This window comes from Flammeovirga aprica JL-4, assembly GCF_012844305.1.
In the GTDB taxonomy this organism is placed as follows: domain Bacteria; phylum Bacteroidota; class Bacteroidia; order Cytophagales; family Flammeovirgaceae; genus Flammeovirga; species Flammeovirga aprica.
On sequence record NZ_JABANE010000001.1, the window covers coordinates 32,705 to 50,078 of the forward strand.

14 protein-coding genes and 1 tRNA gene are annotated in these 17,374 nt (G+C 36.2%); 4 read left to right on the top strand and 11 right to left on the bottom strand.

Going from position 1 to position 17,374, the window contains the following annotated elements:
* Positions 1 to 21 precede the first annotated feature (21 nt).
* On the bottom strand, positions 22 to 825 hold the full coding sequence (gene rlmB / locus HHU12_RS00180; RefSeq protein WP_169654145.1) for a 23S rRNA (guanosine(2251)-2'-O)-methyltransferase RlmB: 804 nt from the start codon (positions 823 to 825) through the stop codon (positions 22 to 24).
* A 133-nt stretch (positions 826 to 958) separates the two neighbouring features.
* Complete coding sequence (locus HHU12_RS00185; RefSeq protein ID WP_169654146.1) at positions 959 to 2,176, bottom strand: M28 family metallopeptidase; 1,218 nt, start codon at positions 2,174 to 2,176, stop codon at positions 959 to 961.
* A gap of 271 nt (positions 2,177 to 2,447) precedes the next feature.
* On the opposite strand from HHU12_RS00185, the gene HHU12_RS00190 reads away from it, so the two are divergent.
* Entirely contained in the window at positions 2,448 to 3,590 is a 1,143-nt protein-coding gene (locus HHU12_RS00190) for an acyl-CoA dehydrogenase family protein (protein WP_169654147.1), read from the top strand.
* Positions 3,591 to 3,675: 85 nt separating this feature from the next.
* Here HHU12_RS00190 and HHU12_RS00195 read toward each other — a convergent pair whose 3' ends face one another.
* From HHU12_RS00195 to HHU12_RS00230, 8 genes are all read right to left on the bottom strand, one after another.
* On the bottom strand, positions 3,676 to 3,876 hold the full coding sequence (locus HHU12_RS00195) for a PspC domain-containing protein (RefSeq protein WP_169654148.1): 201 nt from the start codon (positions 3,874 to 3,876) through the stop codon (positions 3,676 to 3,678).
* A 204-nt stretch (positions 3,877 to 4,080) separates the two neighbouring features.
* A tRNA-Ser gene (locus tag HHU12_RS00200) sits at positions 4,081 to 4,165 on the bottom strand.
* Positions 4,166 to 4,251: 86 nt separating this feature from the next.
* Positions 4,252 to 5,202 (bottom strand): YihY/virulence factor BrkB family protein, encoded by a 951-nt coding sequence (locus HHU12_RS00205; RefSeq protein WP_169654149.1) that lies wholly within the window; start codon positions 5,200 to 5,202, stop codon positions 4,252 to 4,254.
* A 6-nt stretch (positions 5,203 to 5,208) separates the two neighbouring features.
* Positions 5,209 to 5,622, bottom strand: coding sequence for an acyl-CoA thioesterase (locus HHU12_RS00210; protein WP_169654225.1), 414 nt, complete (start codon positions 5,620 to 5,622; stop codon positions 5,209 to 5,211).
* A gap of 344 nt (positions 5,623 to 5,966) precedes the next feature.
* On the bottom strand, positions 5,967 to 7,130 hold the full coding sequence (gene dnaJ / locus HHU12_RS00215) for a molecular chaperone DnaJ (RefSeq protein ID WP_169654150.1): 1,164 nt from the start codon (positions 7,128 to 7,130) through the stop codon (positions 5,967 to 5,969).
* Positions 7,131 to 7,147: 17 nt separating this feature from the next.
* Entirely contained in the window at positions 7,148 to 7,711 is a 564-nt protein-coding gene (locus HHU12_RS00220; protein ID WP_062618588.1) for a nucleotide exchange factor GrpE, read from the bottom strand.
* Between the two features lie 266 nt (positions 7,712 to 7,977).
* A complete protein-coding gene (locus HHU12_RS00225; protein WP_169654151.1) occupies positions 7,978 to 9,174 on the bottom strand; it encodes a M20 metallopeptidase family protein in 1,197 nt (398 codons plus the stop codon).
* 89 nt (positions 9,175 to 9,263) lie between these two features.
* Entirely contained in the window at positions 9,264 to 10,562 is a 1,299-nt protein-coding gene (locus tag HHU12_RS00230) for an ABC transporter permease (protein WP_169654152.1), read from the bottom strand.
* A gap of 422 nt (positions 10,563 to 10,984) precedes the next feature.
* Between HHU12_RS00230 and HHU12_RS00235 the strand changes: the two genes are divergently transcribed.
* From HHU12_RS00235 to gldB, 3 genes are all read left to right on the top strand, one after another.
* Positions 10,985 to 13,615 carry a WG repeat-containing protein gene (locus tag HHU12_RS00235; RefSeq protein WP_169654153.1) on the top strand — a complete coding sequence of 877 codons (2,631 nt, stop codon included), beginning with the start codon at positions 10,985 to 10,987 and terminating at the stop codon, positions 13,613 to 13,615.
* 307 nt (positions 13,616 to 13,922) lie between these two features.
* Entirely contained in the window at positions 13,923 to 15,374 is a 1,452-nt protein-coding gene (locus tag HHU12_RS00240; RefSeq protein ID WP_240970801.1) for a sodium:proton antiporter, read from the top strand.
* 171 nt (positions 15,375 to 15,545) lie between these two features.
* Positions 15,546 to 16,571 carry a gliding motility lipoprotein GldB gene (gene gldB, locus HHU12_RS00245; protein WP_169654155.1) on the top strand — a complete coding sequence of 342 codons (1,026 nt, stop codon included), beginning with the start codon at positions 15,546 to 15,548 and terminating at the stop codon, positions 16,569 to 16,571.
* Positions 16,572 to 17,046: 475 nt separating this feature from the next.
* On the opposite strand, the gene hpf is transcribed toward gldB, so the two are convergent.
* The gene (hpf, locus tag HHU12_RS00250) at positions 17,047 to 17,361 is read right to left on the bottom strand and encodes a ribosome hibernation-promoting factor, HPF/YfiA family (protein ID WP_169654156.1); all 315 of its coding nucleotides are present in this window, start codon (positions 17,359 to 17,361) and stop codon (positions 17,047 to 17,049) included.
* Positions 17,362 to 17,374 lie beyond the last annotated feature (13 nt).

Genomic DNA, 17,374 nt, shown 5'->3' on the forward strand with positions numbered 1-17,374 from the left:
TGAAAGCAAAGATAAGAAAATCTACTTCTGTGTTGCCATCATTCTCTGTCTGTTTGCCTCAAAAGTGATAATTCCTGCCGCAACACCCACATTAAGTGAACTTACTTTACCTGTCATTGGAATTTTAGCTAATTTATCAGCCATATGAATAATATCCGGTGAGATACCATCTTCCTCAGAACCCATTACGACAGCAGTAGGGATTTCCATGTCCACGTAGTAGACATCTTTAGAACCTTTCTCAGTACAACATACCACTTGAAGTCCACTTCCTTGAAGGTCTAAAATAGCTGCTTGTAAATCATCTACCCTTGCTACAGGAATATGGTTCAATGCACCCGCAGAAGTTCTTACTGCATCACTGCCAATCTGAGCAGATCCTTTTTTAGGGATAACAATCAAATCTACTCCAGCACATTCTGCTGTTCTGGCAATAGCACCGAAGTTTCTAACGTCAGTAACTCTGTCCAACACTAAAACTAATGGCGTTTTCCCTTCTTCAAAAGTAGTGGCAATCACGTTTTGTGGGTCCACGTAATCAATGGCTGGTACGAAACCAATCACACCTTGGTGATTTTTTGAAGTAATTCTCTGAAGTTTCTCTACTGGAACTCTTGAAACTACAATCCCCGCTTTATTAGCCATTTTGTGAATCTCAGCAATTGATTCATTGTGAGAGTCTCTTGTGATAAAAAGCTTTTCAAATTGCTTTCCTGCTTCTAATGCTTCAACGATGGGCTGAATACCGTACATGATATCAGCAGCATTAGGTTTTGGTTTTTTGTTATATCTTGAAAAGTTTTTCTTCTTTTTATCGTCGTACATAATCTTAATTCTATCTTATAAACGAACCAAGTACATACGGTAGCACTAGGTCCAACATGGCGCAAAGTTAACGAACCTTATCCATATGAAGGCCTTCATTTTGTAAACTTCTATTAATCATGACATAAAAAGTCTAATTATCTTCCTTTTGAAGTGCATTTGTGAAGTCAATAATCAAATTGTAAGCACCTTTGAAGCCTGAAAGTGGGAGTGGAGGTTTATCATAAACATCATGATAATGTGTCCATGAACTGCCCATCAGGTAGAAAAAGAAGCTAGGAACACCATTTTCAGAGAAAAAATAATGATCTGAATTGGCGGCTTTCCCTCTCTGAGCTACCTTGGAAAGGTATTGTTGTTTGTTGTTGATTTTCTCTAGTAATAGATACTCTTCTTTGAATACGCTTCCATTTACAGCCATCATTCCTTCCTCTCCACTTCCAAAAAGATCTAGATTGACAACAAAGCGTATTTGTTCCAAAGGAAAGAAAGGATTTTCAACATAGTATTTAGAGCCAATTAACCCAGCTTCTTCACTGCCAAAGCCTATAAAAACAATAGAATAGTCTGGTGGATTTTGAGCATAATATTTAGCTACTTCTATCATCATACTTACACCAGAAGCGTTATCGTTGGCTCCAGGGAAAATGCATTTCTTACCAATGCTCCCCAAGTGATCATAATGAGCTGAAATGATGATATATTTCTCTGGATTTTTTATTCCTTTTATATAACCGATCACGTTCTGTGAAGTATACTTTTCAAACATTTGTGCTTCCAATTGGAATGAAATGGAAGTCACATCTTTAGGAAATACATTTTCATTGATGTAAAACCTTGGTTTAGGGAGTTGCCAACGGCCTATACTGTGATTAAACTTACTTTTATATAAAACAATTATACCATCAGCTTGAAGCATTTTCTGCAGAATTACTCTATTCCATGAAAAACGCTTTTTCTCCTGTTCTTCCCCATAAACGACTACTTTACCGCTAAGATCTATTTTTAGAAATTCCTTTAAACTTTCATCATTTGTGAAAATTTTTTCATCAATATAATATGGAACAGCATCTTTTATTTCTCCACCGCCAGCATCAGAAGCAGGAATAAAGTCTACACCTAATTTAAAATTTTTCTTATTGATTTTGATTTCAGCTTTTCCTGGGAATGTATTGACAGGTAGTTGATATTCCTGATAGTAACTGTTTTTGTTTGGAAAGGGACTGATATTTAATGCTTTGAATTGTTCATTAATAAAAAGCGCTGCTTTCTTATCTCCATCAAAGGTATATCCTCTTCCTTTAAATGATTTTGAACATAATGTGTTGATATTGGACTTTACCGCATTCATGTCCTGAGCGTAACTTGAAATAGTCCAACTTGATAGAATTACAAAAAAATACTTATAAATATGTCTGAAAAAATGCACTGATAAATTGATTAAAGGTTTAATTTTTTATAGCTTATACATACGAAAGCTTAAAACTACTATTCTTAGTATTTAAAACACAGTATATAAACAATATATTTTACTATAACCGATGCACTATTATTCTTCATTGATTTTTAGATGATTGCATCAAATAAACAATACTAACCACATACACATAAAAACAAACACTATGGTACAAGAAAGTTTAGACACCCAAAAAATGGTCGCTGACTCAGTGCAGCGTTTCGGCGAAAAACACATCGCCCCACATAGAGATAAATGGGATGACGAAGAGCATTTCCCAGTAGAAGTTTTCCACAAGCTTGGAGAACTCGGATTGATGGGAATTCTAGTTCCAGAAGAATACGGCGGAACTGGCTTGGGCTATAATGAGTACGTCACAGCAATCTCTGAATTAGCCTATTTTGATCCAGGTATAGCATTATCTTTAGCTGCTCACAATTCTTTATGCACAAATCATATTCTAATGTTCGGAAACGAAGAACAGAAGCAGAAATGGTTGCCAAAGCTGGCTTCTGGCGAGTGGATCGGTGCTTGGGGCTTGACAGAGCCGAATACAGGTTCTGATGCTGGCAATATGATGACTGTAGCAAAGAAAGAGGGTAATGAATGGGTGATCAATGGCTCTAAAAACTTTATCACGCATGGTAAATCAGGAAATATTGCCGTTGTAATGGCACGTACGGGAGAGAAAGGGGATAAGCATGCCATGACTGCTTTTGTAGTAGAAAGAGGCACGAAAGGCTTTTCTGGAGGAAGAAAAGAAAGAAAGCTGGGGATGCGTACTTCAGAGACAACAGAAATGATTTTTGAAGATTGCAGAGTATCTGAAGCCAATGTATTAGGAGAAGTAGGAGAAGGGTTTGTACAAGCTTTGAAAATATTGGACGGTGGAAGAATATCAATTGCTGCGTTAGGACTTGGTATTGCCAATGGTGCATTGAAATGTGCTATTCAGTATTCCAAAGAAAGAAAACAGTTTGGAAAGTCAATTTCTTCGTTTCAAGGTATTTCTTTTAAATTGGCTGATATGGCCACTCAAGTAGAAGCTTCAAGGCTTTTGATCAAAGAAGCGATTATCAAGAAACAAAGAGGTGAGAATATCAATAAGGCTTCGGCTATGGCTAAATACTACGCTTCTGAAGTTGCAGTGAAATGTGCGGATGAAGCAGTACAGATTTTTGGAGGGTATGGTTTCACTAAGGACTATCCAGTAGAAAAGTATTATAGAGATGCCAAGCTTTGTACAATTGGAGAGGGAACTTCCAATATTCAGAAATTAGTCATCAGCAGATGTTTGTTGGATGAATAATTGAAAAGTTTGAAGCATAAAAAAAAGAGATGAATTCTTATGAGGAATTCATCTCTTTTTATTTATCATTAAATTCTGATTAATTCTAATAGAAGTAGGTATCGTCTTTAGGCATGATAAAAGCCATCAATACATAAGCTACTGCAGTTGTACCGAAACTGAAAAATAAACTAAGTACGAAACCTAAACGAACTGCTGTTGGATCAATATTAAAATATTTACCAAGACCTCCGCAAACACCGGAGAAAATCGAATTTGATGTTGATTTTACTAATTTCTTTGACATAGTTATTATTGTTATTTCTTTTTATTTGACACTTATTTACATATACGGTATTCAACCAAAAAGGATGCATGGAAATAAGAGTTTTTTAGCTGAATTTTATTGATAGGGGTGGTATTGCAAATAGTGATTTCTGCTTACTTTAAAAATACGAAAAAATATAGGCATAAAAAAAACCTTCAGAACGAATTCTGAAGGTTTTACTTGCAGAGAGTGAGGGATTCGAACCCCCGGTACCTCGCGGTACAATGGTTTTCAAGACCACCGCATTCGACCACTCTGCCAACTCTCTGTGTCATTGGACGGGTGCAAATATGCACGCTCAATTTGAATTATCCAACCTTTTATGAAATAAAAAATCTAAATAAAATTAAATTTTCATCTAAAATCCTCAGGTTCATTACTCTTAGCCCAAAGCTGTGCTTCTTCAATTGTTGTATTAATTTGAAACCCTATTAGAAGTATCATAGCGATAGTATAAATCCACCCCATCATTCCCATGATTGCTCCTAGTGATCCATAGAGGATGTCATAAGAGTTGAAGGTGTCAAGGTATAATCCAAATAACAGGGAAACGGCTATAGACAACGTGGTAGCTACAACAGACCCAGGGTTGAAGATTCTCTTCTTCATTACTTCACTTGGTGCATACTTGAAAATCAGAGTGATGTTTAAGAAGAAAATAAAAATAATGAGTAATAAACGGAGGGTCAGCAATGAATAAAGGGTAAATTGATTGTTCAGGAAACCGATATCATGCAGGTGTTCCAGAAAGTGTTTTCCTGTGATCAATAAGAATGATGAAAGGAACAGTGTAAGCAGGAAAAGAATAGTAAGGTATAATGCTACTCTAAATTGCTCAAAAAGAGACCTTTTATCTTCGAGATGATAACAGCTATTGAAGGCATTCATTAAAGTTCTCATTCCTGTGGTGGCCACATAGGTAGCACCAAGAAAACCAAAAGAAAGCAATCCTCCTCTAGACCTGCCTGTAAGGTCTTGGATAGGTCCTTCTATGGCTTGATATACATATTGTGGCAACATTTCCTCTCTGAAAATTTTAAACATCATGTCCACTTGACTGCTAGGAACATAAGATAAAAGAGTAGAGAAAAAAAGGATAAAAGGAAGCATGGCAAGACTAAAGCTAAAAGCAATAGCCTGACCTCTCTGTAAAAGGTCGTTTTGCTCTATTCTATGCATGAGTGCCTTGATAAAAGTATAAAAAGATACTTTGGTGTGCGGTACTCTGGTGCTTGTGAGATAATGGGTGATTTTCTGATAAACACCCTGTTCCTTTATTTTATTTTTTATGTCTTTCTTAGTCAATCTATTCTAATTTTCTGAAAAGAAAGGGGCAATACAGTCCAAAAATCTTTGGGGTGCTCTGCATGGTCGGTAAGTAGAACTGCTCATAAAAGCGAGTTTTGTCCATCCTTTGTGGAGCAATTCCCCTGCTTCATTAGTGATCTCATATTCAAACATGAGCTTCACTGTTGGCTTTTCCACTAATCTAGTAGTAATCGTTAAGAGGTCGTCGTACTTAGCCGGTTTGATGTATTTGGAATAGTTTTCCAATACAGGCAGCATTACACCGTCAGCTTCCATTTCTTTATAACTCATCCCTAAACTTCTTAATGCCTCTGTTCTTCCTATTTCGAAGAATTTGGCATAATGACCATAATAAACAAAGCCCATTTGGTCAGTATCAGCATAATTGATGCGTATTTGTGTTTGACGAGTTAACATTTGAAATTCACTTTTACTATTAATTGTGTAAATATAAGCATCTGATTTCTCAAAATCGGTAATTTTAATCTCCAATTTTCTGACGCGTCCTGCAGGCTTATTTGAGATATAAAAAAATCACTTCCATGTACAAGACAGAGAAGTGATTTTGTATTAATAAGTAATAAGACAAAATTAATTAATACCAATTCTTATTATTTTTTACGATTACTGCCTTAAAAAAACGATCAATAGAACCACTATTCATTCGTTTTTTTGCGTTGTACTCGCAGAAAATAATTAAGAATTAATTGTCAATTATTTTTGGCTTAGAACTTTAAATTCTTTTCTAATGAATTCAGTGCCTATTGAGCAAAGAAATCTTTCATTCTAGAGAAGAAGTTTTTACGTTTTTCTTGCTTATGCTCCTTTGTAGGGCTGAAGTTTTTGTGATCTCTCAGTTTTTTCAAAATATCTTTCTCTTCTGAAGAAAGTTTGATTGGAGTGAAAACAGAGATATGGATCAATTGATCACCAACGCCATAACCGTTGATATCACGAATACCTTTTCCTCTTAAGCGAAGCACTTTACCACTTTGAGTACCGGCATCAATTGGCACTTTTACAGAGCCAGTCAATGTAGGGATTTCAACAGTAGTACCTAAAGCGGCATCCATAAAGCTTAGGTGTAATTCAAAGTGAATATTTTCACCGTCTCTATGAAGTTGCTCATCTTCGATAGCTTCAATCACAATAAGAAGATCACCAGGAACACCACCACCTTTAGGCATGTTACCTTTACCTCTCATTGAAAGTTGCATACCGTCATCCACTCCTGGAGGGATATTGATTGCCACTTCCTCTTCAGTGTAAACACGTCCTTCACCATGGCAATGCTCACATTTTGTCTTGATGATTTTACCTTCACCATTACAAGTAGGACAAGTAGTTTGAGACACCATCTGTCCCAACATAGTGTTGACCACCTTTTGAACTTGTCCAGAGCCATGACATTGATGACATGTGTCTAAGTCAGTGCCATTTTTCGCACCAGTACCATTACAGTGCTCACACGAAGTATAGCGTTTGATTCTAACTTTCTTCTCAACCCCTTTGGCCATTTCCTGAAGGTTAAGCTTTAGTTTGATTCTTAAGTTAGAACCTTTTCTCTGACGACGGCCTCCGCCACCGCCACCTCCGAAGAAGTCGCCGAATGGGCTTCCACCACCACCGAAGATATCGCCGAAGTGAGAGAATATGTCATCCATATTCATACCTCCGCCACCGCCGAAGCCACCAGAACCGTCAAATGCCTGATGTCCGAAACGATCATATTGAGCACGTTTCTGGTCGTCGCTCAATATTTCATAAGCTTCTGCAGCCTCTTTGAATTTCTCTTCCGCCGCTGCGTCATCCGGGTTTTTATCCGGGTGATATTTGATAGCTACTTTTCTGTATGCCTTCTTTATCTCACTACTCGAAGCGTCTTTACTGACACCAAGAACTTCGTAATAATCTGCCTTTGCCATAAATAGGATTTATAAAATTACTGACCGACTACTACCTTCGCGTAGCGGATTACTTTATCGTTCAACGTGTAGCCTTTTTCTACAACGTCAACAATCTTGTCTTTAAACTCTTCAGTAGGAGCAGGGATTTGAGTGATTGCATCGTGGAAATCAGTGTTTAACTCTTTTCCAGTAGCATCCTCCATTTGTTTTAAACCTTGTCCTTCTAAAGTTTTAAGCATTTTATCTTTAATCATCACAACGCCGTCAAGCACAGGCTTCACTTCTTCGTTTTCAGATTTTGTATTTGCAATTGCTCTTTCTAAATCATCGATAGTAGGGATGATTGCTGAAAGTACTTTTTCACTAGCAGTTTTTGTAAGGTCAACTTTCTCTTTCGCAGTACGTTTACGGAAGTTGTCAAATTCAGAGTATAAACGAAGGTATTTATTCTTCATTTCTGCTAACTCTTGTGCTAGTTTGTCAGTTTCAGAAACTTCTTCTTGCGTTTCTTCAGTTTGTTCTTCAGTAGTTTCAGAACTAGTTTCTTCTACTTGTTCCTCTTTGTTTTCGATATTTTCTTTTTCTTTATTTTCTGCCATTTCGGTACTTTTTTCTAGTCTAAAATTACATCACGTAGCTTTTCAACAATATTGCCAAGGCGGTTATTCAGGTCAAACTGTCCTGAAATACCATGACAAGAGTGCTAAATTGTTGACATTCTGTCTTTTTTTCTGTCAGGAAAAGAATATCAAATCATACAAAAACCTTGTACAATGCGCAATTATACAAGGTTTTCAAAAGTGATAATATTTTTAATGGAATTTATTAAGCAATTAATAAATATATTTTTCTCATTAATGAATGCTTAACCTTTGAAATTCAATTCATTCAAGGCTAACCAAGTCATCAGTCCTACACCAATTTCAAGAGCATCTTCGTCGATGTCAAAAGTTGGCGTGTGAACTGAAGAAACAATTCCTTTTTCTTCATTTCTTGTTCCCAAACGGTAGAAGCAAGAGTCCATTTCTTGAGAGTAGTAAGAAAAATCTTCTGCTGCTAACCAGATATCCAAATCAACTACGTTTTCTTCTCCTAAGAATTCAATTGCAGCCGCTTTGTTTCTTCTTGTCAACTCCGGTTCGTTTACTAGGAAAGGATAACCTTTTTGAATGTCCATGTCCACAGTAGCACCCATGCCTTCAGCAATCCCCTTTGCAATACTAGTGATACGCTCATGTGCTTCCATTCTCCATTCTTCGTTCATCGTACGGAATGTACCTTTCACTTTTACCTCATTAGGAATCACGTTAGTAGCACCAAATGCTCTTACGTCACCAAATGATAAAACTGAAGGGATTTTTGGAGCAGCATATCTACTTACAATTTGCTGTAGAGCTACAATAATATGTGATGTGATCACAATAGGGTCAATATTTTTTTCAGGCATTGCACCATGTCCACCTTTACCTTTTACAGTAAAATAGATTTCATCAGCACTGGCCATATACATCCCTTCTCTGAAGCCTACTTTGCCACAGTCAATAAATGGCATCACATGCTGTCCGATCATTTTAGAAGGAGTTGGATTTTTAAGTGCTCCATCTTTGATCATTAAAGAAGCACCTCCAGGTAGTTTTTCTTCACCAGGTTGGAAAATCAGTTTCACAGTTCCTTCAAACTCATTTTTGATAGATTGTAAAATCTGAGCTGTACCTAAAAGTGAGGTCGTATGAACATCATGACCACATGCATGCATTACGCCTTCATTTTTAGATTTATAAGGAACGTCATTTTCTTCAATAATAGGAAGAGCATCCATATCACCTCTTAATGCAATCACTTTAGAGTCAGGGTTATTACCTTTGATTAAACCAACTACACCTGTTTCCGCTACACCTTCTTGCACTTCTATACCATAACTTCTAAGCTTTTCGGCTACAAATTTTGCTGTTTCAAATTCCTGATACGATAATTCAGGGTTTGCATGAAGATGTCTTCTATTGGCAACAATCTCATCAAGGTTCTCTTTTACAGAACTTTTGATTTTTTCAATTAAACTCATCCTATATTTTATTTTAATATTTGAATCTTAAAACTTACAATAGTTGCTAAGCACAAAGTTACGAATAATCTGTTTCCTAACTTTAATACTTATCTGCCAGCGTTTTTCATTGCATTTTTGGCAGGGATAATTGAAGCAAAGACTGTGATAGTAGTGACAGTAAGACAGATAATTAAGAAATCTTCCCATCTTGTTTCTACGGGGTAGGCATCAAGAATACCGTTATTGGCACCAGTACTTATCCATTTGAATTTTTCCTGAGAAAAACAGAAAATATATCCTGATAATAAACCAAATATGGCTCCTGATAGTGCAACTAAACTGCCTTCAAAAAGGAAGATTTTACCGATCATTTTATTTGTAGCACCCATTGATTTCAAAATGCTCATGTCATGTCCTTTTTCAATGGAAAGCATTGCGAGTGCAAAGAAAACGTTGAAAGAGGCGATGCCAAGAATCAGTGCGAATGTGCCATAAGTGAAAAACTTTTCGATTTTCAAGGCCCTTAAAACTTGCGCTTGTTGTTCCGGTCTAGTTTTAATGACAAAATCATCTCCCAGTACTTTTTTAAGCTCACTTTTTACGTTTTCAGCGGAATATTCGTCTGTTGTCTTAATTTCTAATCCTGTTCTTAGGTTGCCGTAGTTCAGCAGGGAATTCGCAAATTTCAACGAAACAATTACAGTAGCTTGGTCAAATTGAGGTTCTGCAACAAACACTCCTCCTGCTTGTATAATTTTTTTGTTGAACGCTTTGCCAGGGTCTAAAGAAGCTTTTCCTTTTCGTTTCGGATACCAAAACTGAAGCGGATACATGCTGTCTCTTAATCGGAGGCCCAATTCCTGATAGACTCCCGAACCTACAAGAACATATCTTGTGTCATTACTAAATAGTTTGTTTGTTCCTAATACAACCGTAGTGTCAATTTGTGTCTGAAGAGCGAAGTTTTCACTTACCCCCTTCATTGTTACCACTTTTTGTTTGTTATTATAAAGGATTAAAACTTTATCTTCAATTATTTCCGTAATCGCCTTTATACCTTCCACATTTTCTATATTATTTCGAAGTGACCATGTGTAAGGGAATGATTTTCCTTCAGCAGGAATGATCTTCAATTCAGGGTTATGTCTGTTGAACATTCCCGTCAGTGTTTGTTCCATTCCATTAAATAAAGAAAGTACAATTACTAGTGCAGCAGTACCAAAACCCACACCAATCATCGCAATATTAGATAACGTTTGTATGAAGTTTTGTTTAATAAATCGTTCCGCTAATCCCTTGTAGGTTCTGCGGATTCTTTTAGGGGAGAATGTAAAAAGTACCCCAATGGCCTTTCCCAAGAAGATAATTAAACCAAAAGACATTTGAAGCACTAATACAATGAGCATTAGTGGAATGCTTTTGATATTTCTTTGAGATAGGAAATATCTTTTTGCTACAAAGAAAGGTAGTCCTGATTTCGACATTTACTTTTTTATTAACTTAGCCACAAAGTTAAGCGTAGAGTTTAATTCTCAATAATATTGTAGTGATAACTTCACTCGAAACTAAAAAAGTTTATCCTTATTATAGAGAATATTGTTGTTTGGGTTTGAATTATTCCAAACAAATAAGTTTATGTTTATTAAAAAATTGCGTTTGAGAATCAGTTTTTGGACTATAAACGCAGAATATCTTAACTTTGAGATTGTAAATAGGTACAGGGAGACAAAACAGCATTTTGGAAACAGAGCTGTGGGGTCTGATATTAAACTAAATAGCAATCAAATAAATCTTGGATAAAGAATTATCTAATTTAGGAAATAGAAAGATGAAATTTTACTTTCTACTGCTACTTTTTTATGCTTGCACTAATTCACTTTTTGCTCAAAATGTAAAGACATTTTGGAAGTTGCTGGATAAGGGAGAGTATATTAAAATTGAGAAAAAAATACAGAAAGAAAAAGACTCGGAAACTGAAAGTGCAGTATTGCAATCTAACTTGGGACTCTATTTCTTTCATGTACCCAAGGTGTCCGATCTGGATTCGGCTTATTATTATTTTCAGAGTGCTGATACTCTTTGGAGTGATGCTTCTGAAGGAGAAAAAAATACTTGGGCTAAAAGCTATGTAACCGAAGACTCCATCAAGAATTGGATTAAAGAGGTAGAAAAAGCAGGTTTTGACCACTCATTAGAAGAAATGACTGAACAAAGCTTTGCAGCTTATATCCAAAAATTCCCTCATGCCTTGCATATCCCAAGGGCAATTGAACTAAGAGACAGCTTGGGTTTTGAAAATGCCAAGAAGGAACATAGTTATAATGCTTACGAAGTTTTTGTAAGAACTTATCCCGAAGCGAAACAGGCAAAAGAAGCTCAACATCAATACGAACTATTGGTTTATCACTCCAAAACGAAAGACGCTGATGAAAAGGTGTTGGCTCAATTTCTCCTCGAACATCCAGAAAATAAATATAGAAATAAGGTAGAAGGACAACTTTATGCAATTAGAACTGAAAACAGATCTAAAAGTGATTACGAACAATTTATAAGAGATTACCCCAACAGTGTTTATGCTGATTCAGCAATTTCACATCTCTGGTATTTTTCTACTTCCAAAGACAGTTTATTAGTTAATTACCCTTCATGGTCTGAGAAAGACTATTATCAATCGCTAATCAAAGAAAATGATAGGTTATTTCCTGTTTGCAGGGAAAATGAAGTAGTGTTTATCAAAGGAAACGGGGAGGTTGATTTGGAAGGAGAATTTGTAGAGGCATCCAAAGACTATAATTGTCATGGTACTGCGGGTGCTTATTTTGAAGTAACAAAAGAAAGGGGTACGGGTTGGGTTGACCGCAAGGGAAAAGAAGTTGTTGCTTGTCAGTATGATGAAATTGTTTCCTTGGAAGAAGGACTTGTGAGTGTGAAGAAGAATGGAAAATACGGTATTTATGCATTGAATGAAGGAGAGTGGATGCCTACTATTTATGATCAGGTTTTGAGAGTCAGTAATAGGTTATTTGGTGTGAGAAAGAAGGCAAGGTGGGGCGTGATTTCTTTGGAAGGTGAAATTAAATTTCCAGTAGAGGCAGGGCAGTTGATTCACATTTCAGATAATATGGTGCTGGTAATGAAGAAGGGAAGATGGGCAAGCTATAGAGAATCAGATATTTTTGAGAATAACATTTCAACAACAGACTCCACTTTTAAATTCGAAGGTTATAAGCTGCTTAAAGATCAATGGTATGCATTGTCAGAAGAGGGAAAATGGTCTATTTATTCACCGAATGGAAAGAGGTGGAGTAAAGGAGCAGCATTTGATGAAATTAGAGACACAGCTGATGAACAAGGTTGGCTTGTAAGAAAAGATACTTTATGGCAGTTGATCAACTATGATATGGAAGTCAAAATTGATTCCATGATTCAGCCTGTTTTGGTAAAAGGAAAAGGTGTAATATCAAAATGGAATGATCAATGGGTGGCTTATCAATGGAATGGCAACAAAATCAGTGAGCATGATGCTGATACACTTTCATTTATAAATCAAGAGCTGGACTTATTAATAGAAAAGGAAAAGCAACATTGGGTGAAGTTTCAGTCTGGTAAATCACTTTCTCTTCAGAAATACAGTGACTGGAACATCACACACATCAGAAAAGATTCTCTTAATCCCGCTTTCCTTTCAGTGAAGAGTAAGAGAAATAAGAGGTATGCTTTGCTGAACGAAAATGGATCTCAAATCATGACGCCACAGTTCAGTAAACTGAATATTTATAAAGAAGGAGTAGTGACAGCTAAATACGGTACTTTGGAATATCTCTACGCCTTAAATGGGAAGAAAATTTATAACGAAGGCTATGCTTCCATTCAATATGATGATGGAGTATTTCATCTGAAATCAAAAGGAAAATATGGCTTATATGTTCCGGATTCTTCTTTCAAGATACCGCCAATGTTTGATCAGCCTTTGGAAAGAACGCATCTGAAAAAAGAAGGAGAACAGCTTTGGATGGGGAAAAAAGCAGGTAAATATGGTCTGCTTACGCTCTCAAATGCTAAGACTACCAAGCTCTACTATGAGAAAATGAAACCAATCAATAACGGACTTGCTTTTGTGTGGGAAGACGAAAAATGGAAATTACTAGATGTTGTGAATAATACTATCGCTTTAGAATGTGACAGTTATGAATTATTTGCGCTAAGTGATGACCAATTTTGGATTCGGTACGTAAAGAAAAATAAGTTTGGCATCTATACTTCTAGCTTCGGAGATGTGATTTTTCCAGAATTTGAAGCCGTAGAAAATATGGGTGATTCAGAGAGCCCTCTGTTTATGGGCATGCAGTACATACATCAGGCAAAATTAAATATACTACTATATATGGATTTACGAGGTAAAGTTGTGTTTCAGTCTATTTTAAAAGAAAATCAATACAGAAAAATAAAATGTGAGTAATAAGCTACGACATTCGTTCAAGATCTAAAAAGAGGTTAAAGAACTGTTAAAACTATCTTAATGAACTCTCATAAATAGATTTGTTGAATTTAATCATTGTTTTGAATTCTCATATTTTTCTAAAATAGCATTGCAGTTACAGAGAATAAATATTTAAAAAAATACGAGGATTTAACTTAACATATTGGCATTCAGTTGAATACTAATGAATAAATAATCTTTCTAGTTGCACTAAGCATCAAGTACGATATAATACACAATTATGAAAAAGAAATTATTACTTCTACTATTGTCCATTGGAGTAGGTATGACAGTAGGGGTAGCTCCGGCTCTAGCGAGTGGAGGGGGGCATCCAGAAGCAGCCGCGTGGTCAGTTATTCCGTTTGCAACATTATTAACGATGATTGCGACAGGACCACTTTTTTACGAAAAATTCTGGCATCATAACTATCCAAAAGTTGCAGTAGGTTTAGCATCGGCGGTGGTTTTATATTATATTTTTGGGTTACATAATACTCATGCACCAATTCATGCATTTTTTGAGTATTTCCAATTTATTGCCTTACTATCAGGTTTATATATTGCCTCAGGCGGTATTATGATCAAGGTAGACAGAAAAGGAACACCAATGGTGAATACTATTTTATTAGTTTTTGGTGCAGTTATTTCAAATATTATTGGTACAACAGGAGCTTCAATGCTATTGATCAGACCGTTTATGCGTCTAAATCAAGAGAGATTGCAGCCTTACCATATTGTATTCTTCATCTTTATTGTAAGTAACGTGGGTGGTGCATTGACGCCAATCGGTGACCCTCCATTATTCTTAGGTTTCTTGAAAGGGGTGCCTTTTGAGTGGACATTGATTCACAGTTTGCCAATGTGGGCATTCGCTATCACATTTTTAGCAGTAATCTTCTATTTCTTCGATAAGCGTTTTATCAACAAAACAAACTTATTGTATGATGAAGAAGAGCAAAGAGAATTCTCGAATAAGATCAGTATTACAGGTTCAAAGAACTTTGCATGGTTAGCTGTTTTAGTTGGAGCTGTATTCTTAGATCCTTCAAAAATTGCATGGTTGCCAGGTATTCTTCAAACTCACGATGGTTTTTCAATTGGTTTCTTAGCAGACCTTGAGCACCATGAAGGGGCAACGTTATTCTCTTTCATCAGAGAGATTATTATGTTGACAGTTGGTTTCTTGTCTTACAAGTTAGCGGATCAGGATGCCATCAAAGGAAACGAATTTAACTTTGAGCCAATCCGTGAGGTAGCATTTATCTTTATCGGTATCTTCGGCACAATGATGCCGGCGTTGGAATTAGTAGCCAACTTTGCGAAATCTCCAGAAGGAGCAGCGTTGATCACACACAACTCATTGTACTGGGCAACAGGAGCACTTTCAGGAATTTTGGATAATGCACCAACTTACTTGAACTTCTTTACAGCGGCAATGGCCTCTAAAGGTGCTGAGATTGGTGTTGTGAAAGACGTAATTGACTTTACAAATGGTATTGTTCAAGGATCGCCAAATGCGGAAGCAGTATTAGAATTGACAGCAATTTCAGTTGCTGCAGTATTCTTCGGAGCGATGACTTATATTGGTAATGGACCTAACTTTATGGTGAAGTCTATTGCAGAGCAATCAGGTGTGGAAATGCCTTCATTCTTCGGATACATTTTACGTTACTCATTACCGATTTTATTAAGTGTATTGATTATCGTTTGGTTAGTATTCTTTGCTTTTGCAGGATAAGGATTGAATAAAATAGAGCTTTAGGCTTTAGCAATATAGAAGCGTTATCATGAGTTGTCATGGTAACGCTTTTTCTTTTTGAAGAAATAATAATCAGCATAAGATAATTATATCTTAGTACTTGTTTATATTTGAACGCTGAATTTACAAATCAAACAGATCTAATTTTTTATGAGATATATATATTCCCATTTTTTAGTAGGGATGTTGCTAGCCTTGACCTTTGTAAGCTGTAGTGATGAGAAAGAGATTCCTGATGTGTCAGACATTCAGGTAGAAGTAGAAGTAAGAAGGTTGGAGCAGGAAATCTTTGCTTTAGAGAGTAAAGATCAAATAGTGAAATACCTGATTGAAAACCCAGAAATAGAACAAAAGTATTTTTTACAGGCGGGATTGTATCCTTCTAGAGCCTATTTGGTCGATGCACTATGGGACTTCAGAGAGAAAGCAGAAAATGATACCTTGAAACTGGATGCAGATAGAATCTTTGGTGATTTTGAGAAGCAAAAAAAGGAGCTTGAGCAAGCTTTTAAATTTATCAAGTATCACTTTCCAGATTTTGAACCTCCAAAAGTCTATACTTCTATTTCCGGATTTGCCAATTGGGGATTTGGTGGTGATGTCTTAGATTTTGGTGATTTTATTGTTATAGGTTTGGATTACTTTGAAGGAAAGACTGCAACATACAGAGTGCCTGAGGTGCCCATGTATATCCTCAAGCGCTATTCTCCAGATTATTTGGTGCCTTTTACTATGCAGATCATTTCAAATCGATACAACAAAGTCAATGCTAATGACAGAACAGTTTTATCGCATATGATTGCCTGGGGTAAAGCCTATGAATTTATTGATGAAGTATTGCCATATGTGCCAGATACTATAAAAGTGGCCTATACAGCACAGCAATTAGTAGAAGTAAATTATAATGAGGGTTACATTTGGTCTCACTTTGTGGAGAATGAACTGCTGTACAAGTCTGAGCGTATGACAGTGAAACGTTATGTAGATGACAGACCAACTACATCAGAAATCTCTGGAGATAGCCCTGGGCGAATAGGAAGGTGGTTAGGATGGAGAATAGTGGACAGCTATATGAGAGCACATCCTAAAGTAACTTTAGCAGAGTTGATGGCAGATGATAATGCGGCAAAGATTCTGAGGCAGTCCAAGTACAAGCCTTTGAATAGGAAGAAATAGTTTTGAAGTAAGAGTTATTAAGAGGGATGAGGTAAGGTAGTTTATATTGTGTTTCAAAAATGCTCTAAATCTTTGATTATGAATTTAGTATTAAGCAAATAAATATTAGATAACACTAAACAATCTTAAAGGATTAGCAACTGTCTCTAATAATATTTAGTATTGGTAAACGAGGAATATACCGTGTTTTATCCTTGCCTTATTGGAATTGTAATCTGATAAGGTGAGCACCAAAGTATTCATTACGGTGAGCGTTGAATTAATCAATGTTGAAAAAAAATATTTATATCCTCGTTTACTGAGCCTCCCCTACTGTTTTGCAGTATGTGGAGGTTTTTTTATTGGGAGGGTTTGATGTGATGATTCTTAAAACGTAATGCATAAAAAAGACAGTTCACTTTTCAATGAACTGTCCCTTAGCATCTTTTTATATTGAACTTTTAGCCTCGTTTTCTACAAATGAGGTGACTAGAGCTTAAGCTCCAGATTTATCTAAAAGTTTTTCTTTATATTTTTTTACTTGGCGGCGTAAAGACTCAGTGGCTTCATCTGTTGCGGCTTCAAAGGATACACCATGCTTTTTAGCAACTAGAATATCTCCTGGAATATGTAACTTGATTTCAACTACCTTGTTATCTCGACTGTTGTCACCATTTTTTTCTACCCTTAGGAATACTTCTCCTCCTGTAAAACGGTCATAAAAAGTTTCCAATTTATTAATTTTAACCTCTATAAAATCGATTAATTTCTGATCTGCTGTGAAATGTATTGATTGGATGTCGAGTTTCATATTCTTACAGTTT